Origin of the sequence: Citrobacter sp. HN-141 (assembly GCF_033341895.1) — a bacterium.
GTDB lineage: Bacteria > Pseudomonadota > Gammaproteobacteria > Enterobacterales > Enterobacteriaceae > Citrobacter.
The window spans coordinates 50,010-63,136 of the sequence record NZ_JAWPBF010000004.1 but is presented as its reverse complement, the minus strand read 5'-3'; the positions used below and the strand labels follow the sequence as shown (position 1 = coordinate 63,136).

The 13,127-nt window shown below is 52.0% G+C and carries 11 protein-coding genes, 3 tRNA genes and 1 pseudogene; 5 read left to right on the top strand and 10 right to left on the bottom strand.

What is annotated here, in order from left to right:
• Window positions 1-101: 101 nt before the first annotated feature.
• Complete coding sequence (gene mltA / locus RYZ59_RS06365) at window positions 102-1,199, bottom strand: murein transglycosylase A (protein ID WP_318045710.1); 1,098 nt, start codon at window positions 1,197-1,199, stop codon at window positions 102-104.
• 205 nt (window positions 1,200-1,404) lie between these two features.
• Here mltA and RYZ59_RS06360 point away from each other — a divergent pair.
• The 4 genes and pseudogenes from RYZ59_RS06360 to RYZ59_RS06345 form a co-directional block, all read left to right on the top strand.
• Window positions 1,405-1,481 (top strand) — tRNA-Met (locus RYZ59_RS06360).
• Between the two features lie 48 nt (window positions 1,482-1,529).
• Window positions 1,530-1,606, top strand: a tRNA-Met gene (locus tag RYZ59_RS06355).
• A 152-nt stretch (window positions 1,607-1,758) separates the two neighbouring features.
• Window positions 1,759-1,835: transfer RNA gene (locus RYZ59_RS06350), tRNA-Met, on the top strand.
• A 119-nt stretch (window positions 1,836-1,954) separates the two neighbouring features.
• Window positions 1,955-2,176 (top strand): annotated as a pseudogene (locus RYZ59_RS06345) (PhoH family protein); the annotation flags it as partial.
• A 2-nt stretch (window positions 2,177-2,178) separates the two neighbouring features.
• On the opposite strand, the gene RYZ59_RS06340 reads toward RYZ59_RS06345, so the two are convergent.
• From RYZ59_RS06340 to amiC, 9 genes are all read right to left on the bottom strand, one after another.
• Window positions 2,179-3,288: a fimbrial protein gene (locus RYZ59_RS06340; RefSeq protein ID WP_318045709.1), complete on the bottom strand. Its 1,110-nt coding sequence runs from the start codon at window positions 3,286-3,288 to the stop codon at window positions 2,179-2,181.
• Between the two features lie 12 nt (window positions 3,289-3,300).
• Window positions 3,301-3,966 carry a hypothetical protein gene (locus tag RYZ59_RS06335; RefSeq protein ID WP_318045708.1) on the bottom strand — a complete coding sequence of 222 codons (666 nt, stop codon included), beginning with the start codon at window positions 3,964-3,966 and terminating at the stop codon, window positions 3,301-3,303.
• Window positions 3,956-6,598 (bottom strand): outer membrane usher protein, encoded by a 2,643-nt coding sequence (locus tag RYZ59_RS06330; protein ID WP_318045707.1) that lies wholly within the window; start codon window positions 6,596-6,598, stop codon window positions 3,956-3,958. The genes RYZ59_RS06335 and RYZ59_RS06330 overlap by 11 nt, the downstream gene beginning before the upstream one ends.
• 19 nt (window positions 6,599-6,617) lie before the next feature.
• Window positions 6,618-7,328 carry a fimbria/pilus periplasmic chaperone gene (locus tag RYZ59_RS06325; RefSeq protein ID WP_318045706.1) on the bottom strand — a complete coding sequence of 237 codons (711 nt, stop codon included), beginning with the start codon at window positions 7,326-7,328 and terminating at the stop codon, window positions 6,618-6,620.
• Window positions 7,329-7,380: 52 nt separating this feature from the next.
• Window positions 7,381-8,049, bottom strand: coding sequence for a fimbrial protein (locus tag RYZ59_RS06320; RefSeq protein WP_318045705.1), 669 nt, complete (start codon window positions 8,047-8,049; stop codon window positions 7,381-7,383).
• Between the two features lie 10 nt (window positions 8,050-8,059).
• Window positions 8,060-8,689 carry a fimbrial protein gene (locus RYZ59_RS06315; protein WP_318045704.1) on the bottom strand — a complete coding sequence of 210 codons (630 nt, stop codon included), beginning with the start codon at window positions 8,687-8,689 and terminating at the stop codon, window positions 8,060-8,062.
• Window positions 8,690-8,699: 10 nt separating this feature from the next.
• On the bottom strand, window positions 8,700-9,221 hold the full coding sequence (locus RYZ59_RS06310; protein WP_318045703.1) for a fimbrial protein: 522 nt from the start codon (window positions 9,219-9,221) through the stop codon (window positions 8,700-8,702).
• A 98-nt stretch (window positions 9,222-9,319) separates the two neighbouring features.
• Entirely contained in the window at window positions 9,320-9,886 is a 567-nt protein-coding gene (locus tag RYZ59_RS06305) for a fimbrial protein (RefSeq protein ID WP_318045702.1), read from the bottom strand.
• Between the two features lie 398 nt (window positions 9,887-10,284).
• Entirely contained in the window at window positions 10,285-11,538 is a 1,254-nt protein-coding gene (amiC, locus tag RYZ59_RS06300) for an N-acetylmuramoyl-L-alanine amidase AmiC (RefSeq protein WP_137382705.1), read from the bottom strand.
• A 234-nt stretch (window positions 11,539-11,772) separates the two neighbouring features.
• Between amiC and argA the strand changes: the two genes are divergently transcribed.
• Entirely contained in the window at window positions 11,773-13,104 is a 1,332-nt protein-coding gene (gene argA / locus RYZ59_RS06295) for an amino-acid N-acetyltransferase (RefSeq protein ID WP_318045701.1), read from the top strand.
• The last annotated feature ends 23 nt before the right edge of the window (window positions 13,105-13,127 follow it).

Below are 13,127 nucleotides of genomic sequence, written 5' to 3'. Positions count from 1 at the left end.
CAAATTCATTAATACCGAGCAGTATGACTGCCGGATGGCGCTTCGCTTATCCGGCCTACATTATTGAGCAGGCCTGATAAAGCGCAGCCGTCATTCGGCAATTAACCGCTAAATACGTTACCCGCGTTGGCCGCTGTTTTCAGCACCCACACGCGTCCGTAGTGATTATACCACCCGGCACGGTGTCCGGCGTCTGCACCAATACCCTGATAGATGTCGAAGTGCTGGCCTTTAATCGCCCCACCGACATCCAACGCGACCATCAGACGTAATTCATACTGACCGGTGAATTTCCCGTTATTGTCCAGCAGAGGAACTTCCGCCAGTAACGTCGTACCTGCCGGGATAATACTACGGTCTGACGCCACGGATGCGCGACCAATCAGCGGTACCGCACTGGCCCCTTTCACCGGCGCAAAAGATTGCGGCTTAAAGAAGACAAACGATGGGTTCTGCTCCAGCAGCTCACGCACTTCGACCTCGCTGTGCGTTTCACCCCAATGGCGAATGGCCTGCATCGACATATCTTCTTTCTTCACTTCACCGCGATCGATCAGCACTTTACCAATACTGCGATAGGCGTGGCCGTTTTTCCCGGCATAGCTAAAGAAGTTAAGCGGGCTGCCGTCGCCAAAATCGATATAACCACTGCCCTGAACATCCATAATAAAGTTGTCCATCAGGGAGTTGCTGTACGCCAGAATGTAATTGTCGCTTAGCGCGCCTGCGTAGATCTCGGCCCGAGAGGGTAAGCGCCCACGTTTTGGCGGCATGCGATAGATAGGATACTGGAACTCACCTTGACGCGTGTGGCGCGCCTGAATAACCGGCGTGTAGTAACCGGTAAACTGGACGTTACCGTAATTGTCCGCCCCTTCCATTTGCCAGGCATCAATACCAAACTGACGCATGCTGCGCGTATCACCGCCCGCCCGTAACCACTGCTGGATAGCATCGTAGACATTGCTCTGGTTGCCATATAAACGTGGCGATGCGCTACGGATCTGATTAACCTGCTCGGCGAAATCACCGGCATTGATTGGCGCGCCAACCGCATCAGGCTGGTTCACCAGTGAGAAAGGCTGGGTAAATTTCCCGTCTTTATATTGCTGCCCACGATCGGTGGGTTTTGAGGAACACGCGGCGAGCATTGCGACAACCGCTCCCGCCAGAAGATATTTTGCCCAACGTCCTTTCATTGTTCTCGTCTTATGTTGCCTGAATGCGAGACGAAGATAACAAACCCCCGTAGCTAATGAAATGCGTATGCATACCCCAACGCAAATTTTGCGCAAAAAACAATCCAGAATGCGTTGTTTTTGTTCATTTTCAGCCTAAAAACGTGATCAAGGTGAAAAAAGGGTTGCATGAAAATGCGAGCAGAGTATAGTGCGCATCCACGGACGCGGGGTGGAGCAGCCTGGTAGCTCGTCGGGCTCATAACCCGAAGGTCGTCAGTTCAAATCTGGCCCCCGCAACCAATTAAAATCAGAAGCAGTAACGTTACTCGATGGAAGAGTAATGACGGACGCGGGGTGGAGCAGCCTGGTAGCTCGTCGGGCTCATAACCCGAAGGTCGTCGGTTCAAATCCGGCCCCCGCAACCAATTAAAATTTGATGTAAAGTTTTTGCAAAGTAGTTCGAATCACAGCAAGGCGGCGACGCAGTGAATCCTTAGGAGCTTACTCCAGTAAGTGACTGAGGTGAACGAGGAAAGCCAACGCGGATGTGGTTTGAAATACAAAGCAAAAAGACGGACGCGGGGTGGAGCAGCCTGGTAGCTCGTCGGGCTCATAACCCGAAGGTCGTCGGTTCAAATCCGGCCCCCGCAACCAACACAATCTGTTAAGGTCGCTTAATAAGGCCTTAAAAATAAAACCGCAAAAGCGTTGAGCTTGATGCGGTTTTTTTGTATCTGCCGTCCGCCTGTATGGGTTAATAGTGATCAATGACGCGTCCCGTCCTTCAGGCCGATGAAGACCTGGGGTCCCTGCCCAGAGATATCTCAGAGACATTTGCCCCTTAGTTCTGCCCCGTCTATGACATGTTGGTGAAACGACTGGGCGCCTCCTTTATGCAATATTGCCTGCGCCCAGAAATCGGTAAGGTTGAGATCGCGCCGTTCGCCTATATGCACGGACGTACGTTTGAAAATACGCTGATGATGGTTGATGATGGCTAGTAGTAGGTGATGCTGAAGGTGGCGCTGGTTTCAAAGTCGCCGGTTGTCGCCTCCCCACCCCAGAGTGGGTATATATTGGCAATCACCGTATGGGTGCAGGAACTGATAAAACCGTCACTGGCGAACGACAGGGTATCGGTATCGCAGCTCAGACCGTTATCCCATTCTGATGTATCGAGATTAATACTCGCGCCAGACTTGGTGGTAAACCTTACTAAGATGTCTTTGGCGGCGTTATCGCCGGTCAGCTGATTTCCCAATGCGAGCACCTTTGATGAGTATTGATGACCGTTGGAGAGTATGCGCAGCTGCGCCGTGCCGACCTGTGAACAATTATTGCTGGTTAAGATCACCTCTTTTGTTGGCCAGCTATCGGGGTCGCGGAGATACAGATTGCCAAAATCAATCATATTGCTGTTTACCGACAGATTGCATGTTACTGGAGCAACGGGAATGCTGGTGCCACCTGCAAAATAAATCATGGCTGTACTGTTAGTCATCACCCCACGATAGTAGCCGGGAAAATACAATGCAAAGTAAGACGGGCCCTCGATTGGTTTTATTGCCGATAATTTCCGTTCGTCCCGGTAATTATTATCCACATGCCACAATTCAACTGTGAAACTCCAGGTTGAACTATTGCACTCCTCTTTCGTCAGGTTCGAGAATAATATGTTTTTCCCCGCGGCGGAATCCTGTATAGTCCCTATCTGTGTAATATAGGCTGAACGTGAGCCATTGTTAACTTTAAATGCAAAGGCAAAACCCGACTCCTGCGCAGTGCTCACGTTGTCGATAGGGAATAACACAGCGCCATTACTGGTTTTGGTTGTTCGTAACGACGACGATATGGGGGGGACTTGGAACACGGACAACGCCGTGCCCGTTCCAGTCTCGTTCCAATATGACTTTAAAGCTCCTCCACCCCCGGCGTCATATGTTTGAATCAACTGTAGTCCGGATGTATTATCTGACAGGCTTACCTGCTGAGTATTACCGAGCGTAAGATAAATGCTCTGAGGGTTATTGTATTCAAAAAAACATCCTTCAGCGAACACTGAGCGGCTAAAAATCAGCAACAAAAGCACCAGCCCATATTTTTTCATCGTGATATTCCTTTATTCATAATTAGCCACAACGCTAACGCTGCCCACCACCGGGCCAGGGGTAATGCTTGTTACGTTAGGGTAAACCTGCATTCGCGCTTTAAAGTGGTAAGCCAACCCTTCGTAAATCCCGTCATTTTTAAACTTTGGTGGAATGGTGAGTACGTTGTCCACGGTTTCGCCATTGGTACTGAAGATGACAAAACCGACGTCGTCGCGGGGCGGCGCATCCGCTGCAAATATGCCCGTCGTGCCAGTGGTCGTGCCCAGATCGGTAAACACCAGCTTCATCGTTGGCCATATATCTTGATCCACTTCCTCGCATCCTGCGAGCGTGATGTCAAAATTGGTGTAGATATCTGGTGACCCTCCGCCGTCAGATGAGAGCAGATTCAGGGAGCCTCCTCCGCTCGCCAAAAAATCGCTGATAATGGCATCCGGCAGCGTGATCTGAGTGGGTACCGTCACCTCGCAGGAAGGTTCGACGAACGACGCTTTAAAGGTGACCTCGACCTCTTGCTTTTCGCCCTTACAATAGTACGCCGATGATGAATAGCAGTTAAGCGTGGTATCGGTGTCGGCCGCGCCAGACGGGCGTGCGGTTAACAGTATGGCAGTGGCTAACAGCAGGAGCCCCAGTAGCCCCCATAGCGGGTAAGCAGAGGATTTATTGCGCATGACTAACTCCTGATTTCGCGGTAGACATCTGGCAGCGTTGGTTGGCCAGGAACGGGGATTTACCCACCACGGCGGTATCGCTGCTCAGGCTGTAGGTGACGCGGCAGCGCTCCTCGCTGCTGGCACCCCAGACGACGGAGAGGGTGCCGTTGTCATCAGTGCCGCGAACAAACGCGATACCCGCCTGGCCGACGGTGCCGATGGAGGCGCCTTTATCGTCCTTAACGTCGGCGGCCAGCGGAATAAAACCGCCGTCATCGCGCACCAGCTCAAGCATAAAAGCCTTGCGGGCATCGGTTTCAATATCAATACGCACCAGCGCGCCGCTGGTAGGGACGACGACGGCGGTGGTGTTGCCGATCTCCACGTCATTTTCCATGGTGGAGATATCCAGCCCGACGGTATTTTCACGATACGGGCTCAGGCCGGTCACCACCAGGTTACCGAAGCGGTCAACCGCGCCATTACCAGAAGTTCCGGATGCGCCTTTCGCCCCTACGGCGCGCACTAGCGCCATGGTGGTGTCGGAGCTAAGATAGCCCGACGCCAGCGTCAGGCCGCCGCTGTGCAGCAGCACGCCGCCGGAGGCGCTGAGCGAATATTGTTCGTCACCGTTTAGCCCTTCCGTTACCGACAGCGAGCCGGTGGTTCGGTCGCCGTTGTAGGTCAGCCAACTGCCTATGGTGGTGAGATCTTCACTGTCCTTATTACGGCTGCTGCTGGCGTTGAGGCTGTAGTTGTAGCGATTATCGCTGGAGTTGCCAGTCACGGTGGTGTTGATGTTGTCGTTGCCTTTCAGGTCGCTGGTGGTGTTCATGCTCAGGCTGCTGAATGCCGGCTTATCTACGCTGGAACTGCTGCCTAACGGGATGGAAAAGCCAAGGTTGATGGTGTCATCCTTTTCGCCGTAGCTGTCATAGCTGCGCTGCACTGAGATGCTGTAGCTCACCCGGCCAATGCTGCTGCTGTAGCCCAAAGCGTATTCGGAGGTGTTGCCGTCATCTCCCCAGTAGTTGCTCCAGGTGCCGTTAAGATAGAACGAGCCGTAGTTTTCCTCGCCGATGGTGATGTCCTGATAGATATTGGCCTGAACCTGGTTACGGGTACGCGAGTAGGCATGCATAGCGCTTTGCTGGTCGGTATCGTGCTCATCGGCATAATCGTCGAGGGTGTTCTGTAACGACAGGGCGTCGTTTAACGACAGGTAGTTCTCCGAAGAAAAGCGGTAGCCGGTGACGCTAAAGGTCGTGTCAGTGGCGTCAAAACTTTTGCTGTAGTTGATGCTGTAACTCTGCCCGGTGAGCGTGCCTTCGTCTTCCACGTTGGTGGAGGAGTGGGTGACGTCCATGGCAAACGCGCCGACCAGCGTGTTCATGGCGATGCCCGCCATGCCGGCAGCGTACAGGCTTTCCGCCCACTGCGCGCCGCCATAGAGGGTAAACAGGTTATTGACGCCGTAGGCGCCGGAAAACGTGGCAACCTGGATGGTTTCGTCCACCTGGTTTTTATCGACGGTGCCTGCGCCAAAATCCCAGTCGACCTGGCCGGGGCTCAGCAAGTGGGCGACGGAGGCAAAGGGAACGGAAAAGGTATGGATGCTACCGTCTGTCTCTTCAACGGTCACATCAAGATCGCTACCGTTCTGCGCGGCGAAATAATCGCTGATGGCGTACGGCCCCGGTGGTACGGTAACCTGCGTGACGATGCGATCTCGCTGGCGGACGGTAATTTTCGCATTGCTGCTGGCGACGCCGCGAATGGTCGGCACGTAGTTGTTGAACGCCGGATTCATCTGGTTATCGTGGTACAGATGGACGCCGTCTAACGACACCGAATCCAACACGTCGGACGTGGTTCTGACATCGCCCATTTCCAGCTTGCCCTGCAGGGCCGCGATATCGCGCTCGATGAACAGATCGTAGCTGCTGTATTCGCCGCCGTTGTCGTTATCCCAGTTATAGGCGCCGTTGGAACGCAGACGCCACGCGCCCATGTTGATGCCGAACAGCAGACCGGTGTAGAAGGTGTCCTGGGTGCTGCCGTCATTCTCCGCATGCCAGCCGTTGCTGTTATAGGAGAGCATTGCCATCGGGACGCCTTCATCCCAGCGCGACGGCGAGACATAACCTGGCGGGCGGCTAATCAGGTGAATTTGCGGAATGGTGACATCCAACTGCTGGGTGAGCGGATCATAGCGGACATTGCTGTTATCCAGCACCTGCGATAGCACGTAGCAGGTTTCTTCATCATCGGCGATATCAAGCGAGTCGAGGTTGACGTCCATCTGCTCCAGCAGGCTGCGGGTGAAGCAGGGCGTGGCATAGTCGGTGCCATTCTCGTTAAAGGTGACCGCCGTTTTGAGCTTTTCTTTGCCGTTGAGCCATAGGTTGACGTTATAGCGCCCTGGCAGCACCGGGTTACCGCGAGAAAAGCGTTTCAGGTCTAGCTGGCTGCCGGCATCGCCCATCAAAAAGGCGCTGCTGAACTCAACGGCTTCGGGGTCCGTGCTGGCTTCCGGCGCGGGCGTTGACGCACCAGCTACCGCCGCTGGCTCGTCGGCAATGACGTCGGACAGCCAAAACAGACCGACCAGCAATGGCGGTAAATAAAAAGGTCCTGATGAATAGCGCATATATCCCTTTTCCCAAAGATTAATGGGTGGTTTTAACGACCTCGGTGACAGCGCCATAATCGTTCAGACCTGTCCAACTGACTTTGCTGACCGCCGAGGTAGTCAGCTGCGGAACGGCAAAATTCTGCTCGGAAAACGGGCTGAGCATTTTGGCTTTGTAGGTATATTTTTTCTCCCCCACCCAGACGTTGCCGCCGACGATGGATAAATAGTAAGGGGAGGCGTTTTTCAGCGTGATGGCGTTATTGGCAATGCTCCAACTGACGTTATTCAGCGCATCAATAAAACTGCCGGACAAGTTTTTCGGCCGGTAGAAGAATTTAATGCGCGAGCGCAGCGCGAGGTTTAACTTGCTGCTTCCTTCGGCGCTGGTGGTTTTGGGCGGAATTTCTAAGACGTTAAACCAGTAAATTGTTTCCCGGTCCTGCGGTAGGGCCTGGCCGGTCCAGGTAATACGTACGCTCTGGCCTTTTGCCGGGTCAAGGCGGGAAACCGGCGGGGTGACAATAAAGGGTAATTTCATTTTTGCCGGGTCGCCATTTTCATGGCCGTCATCAAGCCAGCATTGCACCAGCAGCGGCGTTTTACCCTGGTTCGTCATTTTGACGGTAATTTCTTTCGCTGATGCGGGATAAATAACCCGGGTTCCCTGTACCACCACGCTGGATAATGCCGGAGTACTGAGCGCACCCGTCGCAAATAGGGTGAAAAATAAATATGAATATTTCATCAATGATTCCTTTCTTTGATTTATTGGAGCGTTTTTTAGAAACAGAAAATCGTTATTGCCAGTCAACGGTCACCGTGGCATCGGCATCGACTAAACCCGGCCCAGGGCTGTCGCCATAGGTGGCATATTCCACGGTATAAGGGAAGGAATACGAACTACAGGTTCCCTTTGTTTCGGCTGCTTCGACATCCTCTGGCGCTGGCTGATATTGCGGACCAATGTGTTCACAAACAACTGAAACGGTGTTAGTTCTCGACGACTCCCAGTCGCTGGGGTCGGTGTCATTTTCGAACTGGACGGCGTTATTGGCGCTGTCTCTAATTAAAAAACCAATATCTTCTGCGCCGTTGGTATTTCGCGCATGATCATTTTTTAAAATCTGCGTCGTGGGGTCTATTTCGCTTCTGGCAGTGAAACGCACAGATAAACGATCGAATCCACCATCCTCATAAATATCCAGAATATTCTGGTAGGAACACTGGAAATTGACTTTGAAAGCTGTTTTGCCGACTCCCGCCTGGGCGGGCTGTAGTTCGCTCAGCGGGACGATCGGCAGTTTTATTACGCTTGTCATAAGGCCCGTGCCGTCTTCAATCCACGTAGCGCAAGCTATGATGGTGACGTCACCAGAAATATCCAGAGCCAGGGTGTCGCTGGTAGGCTGGGAGCGTGCCGGGAAACTGATGCAGAACCACAGCAAAATAAGTAATATGTAGCGCACTCTTATTTCCTTATTCATAGTCGACGTTAAAAACAATGTGCGCATTTATATTCGTATTCATAATTCGAGCGCCGTAACGCACCATACCGACCTGGTAATTAATTTCCGCCTGTGCGCTGTTGCCCTCCTCCGTTGACGAGGTTAGCTCAACCGAGCTGGCGGTGGCGGTGGTAAAGTCAATGTCTTGCTTGTCGTCCTTGTTATAGAGTTTGATGCCGAAATCACCTTGGGTACCGTCACCGTAGCGATTGGTAACTGCCTTAGTCTCGGCATCAACCGTATCGGTGGTGGTAATGGTCACCGTGATCATGGTCCCCGTCATCGAAGCCGAGCATAGCACCGTCAGCCGTAAGTCTGCGGTAGTTAACATCTCTCCCATCGGCGGGACCGTATTTGTGAAAGGGCCATAGCTGTCAGACAGTTGGGTAAAACCAAACCCTACGGTGCCCAGCTTCATTTGTAGCCAGCCATAAGCTGATGTTGTTAAACGGTCTCCTGACAGGGATAAAGTGCAGGCATCCTCCACCACGCGGCCGCTAACCACATAGTCGCGCGAGTTACTTTGCGTGAAAGCGGTATCGCCCCACGTCGGGAGGCTGAAAAGAGCAAGCACCACCGGAATCATTGCTGAGTGCTTCACGCGATATCCCTCATTGATAGGTAGCGATAAACGTCGTTTCGACACGGACGTCGCCCACCTCGGCGGCGCCCAGATTGACGTAGGCAAAGCCAAAATCGAACGTGGCCTGACCCTGATTCAGGGTCAACGTTACGCTGGACTCCTGCGCATTAGGGGTGATGACGGTATGGCTGGCGGGATCGATAATTTGCACGCCGACGTCTTTAGCGCCGCTGGCGTCGGTAATCAGGTTTTTTAGCGCAAGAGTAGCGGGATCGACCGCGCCGTTGGTGGTGAAACGCCCCTCGACGGTTGTAAAGGCGGCCGGGTCATCGCAGGAAACGGTAATGTGCTCGGTGCTGGCGATGTCGCCTGTGCTGGTTCGCATCCGGCCTACCTGGATATCCGGTAAAACGATCTCGCCGTTGTTATCATCATTGATCGCACAGGTGGTTTTATTAATCATACCCGTAACGGTAAATTCGGCGGCAGGGGCAGGTACAATTAATATTAAATAAAGCGCGGGGAATAAAACCGCCTTAATTATTTTCATTATTGCCATCCTTGAGCAACACTTGTGATCAATAACAATCCATCAGTTTCAATATTAAAACGTTCGGGAAAAAGTATATTTCCCGAACAGACGAGCAATTACTGGTAATCGACAACGAAGGTGCTGTTGGCTGCGACCAGGCCCGGCGTTACGCCACTAGCCACTTTCATATAACCGACTTTATAGTCAAATGTATATTTATTATCGCTAGCCGTTAACGGCTTCGCGACTCTATCTGCACTAGTAAAGGTCTGCAGGTTGTCGGCATCATCCTTCACGCCGAAGCCGACGTTCTCCGCACCGGTGGTATCGATGTTTTTCAGCGCCTGAGTGGCAGCATCAACCTCGGTGCCAGAGGCCGCGGTCAGGTAGCCGGTCATCGTGGCAAGCCCTCCATCCGTAATGGCTGTGGTGGCGCCTGAACAGTCGACAGTAATGCTGAACGGTTTCTCATTGATCAAATTGCTGCCTGCCTGTGCTTCAACGGCGCCGGCATCGGTTGAATCTAATGTAACAGTGCTGCCACCATCGACACTAACTGCGCAGAGGTTAGTTAATACTTCACCGGCGAAATGAATATCCGCACTATCCTGATAAGGACCGGCCGCCAGCACGGAGCCTGCAAAAACCAACCCCATAGCAGCTAGTAATACTTTTGCTTTCATTGATTAATCCTTTAATAAATTTAATTTCATCCAGGGCTTAGAGTCCTATCTGAGTACCACAATTTGTGGTGATTGTATTCCTACCAGAGGAGAATACATTAAGATTATATTTCAGGTGAGGATAGACTATCTAGCGAGAAAAAAGCGTCAAGTTTATTTTAGGAAAAAATAAATGCAAAAAATCTATCTATTAAAAATAGATATAAAAATAAATTATACATTTAACATAAATAAGGCAAGATAAGCATTAATCAATCCAATAATTTAATACCCTCTAAATATAAATTGATATTGACACCCGCTTGACGATATTACCGAGCCCTGTAAATAATTCAACTATAATATTTCACCCTGGGCATTCGTACATTTTATTGCGTCAGAATGCCCAGGGCGTGTATTTATCCCCTTCTCGCCAGCGTCGCGCCATCGGCAAAGTAGGCTTTAATCCCTGCCAGAATCGACTCTGCCACTTCCTGCTGGAAGGTCGCAGTCTTCAGCTTACGCTCTTCTTCGACGTTACTGATAAATGCCGTTTCCACGAGGATAGAGGGGATATCCGGCGCTTTCAGCACCGCGAATCCAGCTTGCTCAACCTGGTTCTTATGCAGGTTGTTAATTTTACCCAGCTTATTCAATACCGCTTTACCAAATTTCAGGCTGTCGGCGATGGTCAGCGATTGCACCATATCAAACATGGTGTGGTCGACGTAGCGATCGCCGCTTTTGCTGACGCCACCGATGAGATCCGAGGCGTTCTGGGTTTGTGCCAGATATTTTGCCGCTGTACTGGTCGCGCCTTTGGTTGAGAGTGCAAACACCGACGAACCACTGGGTTGGCGACTGGTAAACGCATCGGCATGAATAGAAACAAACAGGTCAGCGCGCTGTTTCTGGGCTTTCGCCACGCGCACTTTTAACGGAATGAAGATATCTTCATTGCGCGTCATATAGACCTTCATGTTGCCTTCTTTCTCGATAAGCGCTCGCAGGCGACGGGCTATCTGCAATACCACATCTTTTTCACGTGTCTTGTATTTCCCCACGGCACCGGAGTCTTCTCCGCCGTGGCCTGGGTCAAGCATAATAACAATCGGACGATCGCGCCCCGCTTTACCCGGCTGTGGGCCGCTTTGCGCAGGTGGCACCTGTTTATCCAAATCGCCTTTGTTGTAATCTTCCAGCAACGCCAGCAGAGGGTCCTGGACATCCTGCGCATTGGCAGGATAGAGATCCATCACCAGACGTTCTTTGAAGCCTGCAACTGGCGCTAATGCAAAGAGTTGCGGTTTCACATTTTGTTTCAGTTCAAACACCATCCGCACGGTCTGCGGGTCAAACTGCCCGACGCGTGCAGACTTAATGTAGGGATCGTCCGGGCGGATCTGCGTCCCTATGCCCTTGAGCACCGAGTTCAAATTGACGCCTTCAATATCGACAACCACACGCTCAGGATTACTCAGGGCAAACTGTTTGTATTTCAGCAGACGGTTGGATTCCACCGTAACGCGGGTATAACTGGACGCAGGCCAGATACGAACGGCAACGACCTGACTCACGGCAGCCAAACCGACCTGGCTGACGCTTAAAAGCCACATAGCACCCGCACCTTGCAGTAAACGGCGGCGACTGATTGCTGAGTTGGATCCCGACATGCTTCTCCCGAGCAAAAGAAATCTATATTGAGGTAATACGTAAAACGTCCGAATTGACCGGAAACTTTAGCGAATGACGCATAATCTGTCATCTATAAAAGGGTAAACATTGTTTTTATATTCACGGCATTACTGAGAAAAATCTTCGGCAGGGGTAAAAATTACGCTTGCGCATAGCGCCAAAACAGAATAAAAATACACAAATTACGAATAATCATGCAATGAGGGTGTGCCGTGGTGAAGGAGCGTAGAACCGAACTGGTACAGGGATTCCGCCATTCTGTTCCCTATATCAATACCCATCGGGGAAAAACGTTTGTCATTATGCTGGGCGGCGAAGCCATCGAGCATGAAAACTTTTCCAGTATCGTCAATGACATTGGTCTCCTTCATAGCCTCGGCATTCGCCTTGTCGTGGTCTATGGCGCACGGCCGCAGATTGATGCCAATCTGGCCGCGCATCACCATGAACCGGTGTATCACAAAAATACGCGCGTTACCGACGCCAAAACCCTGGAGCTGGTCAAGCAGGCTGCGGGTTTGCTCCAGCTTGATATTACCGCCCACCTGTCGATGAGCCTGAACAATACGCCTTTGCAGGGTGCACACATCAATGTGGTCAGCGGTAATTTTATTATCTCGCAACCGTTGGGTGTGGATGACGGTGTGGATTACTGCCATAGCGGACGTATTCGTCGAATTGATGAAGAAGCGATTCACCGTCAACTGGACAGCGGCGCTATTGTTCTGCTGGGCCCGGTCGCTGTTTCCGTGACCGGTGAGAGCTTTAATCTGACCTCCGAAGAGGTTGCCACCCAGTTGGCGATCAAACTGAAAGCAGAGAAAATGATCGGTTTTTGCTCCTCTCAAGGGGTGACTAACGATCATGGCGATATTGTTTCCGAACTCTTTCCCAACGAAGCGCAAGCGCGTGTTGAGTCACAGGAAGAGAAAGGTGATTACAGCTCCGGTACGGTGCGTTTCCTGCGCGGTGCCGTTAAAGCCTGTCGTAGCGGCGTGCGCCGCTGCCATCTGATCAGCTATCAGGAAGATGGCGCGTTGTTACAAGAACTGTTCTCCCGCGATGGAATCGGTACGCAAATCGTGATGGAAAGCGCCGAGCAGATCCGTCGCGCCACCATTAACGATATTGGCGGCATTCTGGAATTGATTCGTCCTTTGGAGCAGCAAGGTATTCTGGTGCGTCGCTCCCGTGAACAACTGGAAATGGAGATCGACAAGTTCACCATAATTCAGCGCGATAATCTGACCATTGCCTGTGCCGCCCTGTACCCTTTTCCGGAGGAGAAGATTGGTGAAATGGCGTGCGTGGCAGTACATCCGGACTACCGTAGCTCATCCCGCGGTGAAGTTTTGCTGGAGCGGATCGCTGTGCAGGCCAGACAAATGGGGCTCAGCAAGCTGTTCGTGCTGACGACGCGCAGCATTCACTGGTTCCAGGAGCGCGGCTTCACGCCGGTCGATATCGATCTGCTGCCGGAAAGCAAAAAAGAGATGTACAACTATCAGCGGCGGTCAAAAGTATTGATGGCGGATCTGGGATAGTGGTCATTGCCGGATGCGGCATA

What these genes read in the sequence shown, in the direction of transcription:
- mltA (WP_318045710.1), bottom strand. Translation starts at nt 1,199, where the DNA reads ATGAAAGGACGTTGGGCAAAATATCTTCTGGCGGGAGCGGTTGTCGCA.
- RYZ59_RS06305 (WP_318045702.1), bottom strand. Translation starts at nt 9,886, where the DNA reads ATGAAAGCAAAAGTATTACTAGCTGCTATGGGGTTGGTTTTTGCAGGC.
- RYZ59_RS06330 (WP_318045707.1), bottom strand. Translation starts at nt 6,598, where the DNA reads ATGCGCTATTCATCAGGACCTTTTTATTTACCGCCATTGCTGGTCGGT.
- RYZ59_RS06340 (WP_318045709.1), bottom strand. Translation starts at nt 3,288, where the DNA reads ATGAAAAAATATGGGCTGGTGCTTTTGTTGCTGATTTTTAGCCGCTCA.
- RYZ59_RS06335 (WP_318045708.1), bottom strand. Translation starts at nt 3,966, where the DNA reads ATGCGCAATAAATCCTCTGCTTACCCGCTATGGGGGCTACTGGGGCTC.
- amiC (WP_137382705.1), bottom strand. Translation starts at nt 11,538, where the DNA reads ATGTCGGGATCCAACTCAGCAATCAGTCGCCGCCGTTTACTGCAAGGT.
- RYZ59_RS06310 (WP_318045703.1), bottom strand. Translation starts at nt 9,221, where the DNA reads ATGAAAATAATTAAGGCGGTTTTATTCCCCGCGCTTTATTTAATATTA.
- RYZ59_RS06325 (WP_318045706.1), bottom strand. Translation starts at nt 7,328, where the DNA reads ATGAAATATTCATATTTATTTTTCACCCTATTTGCGACGGGTGCGCTC.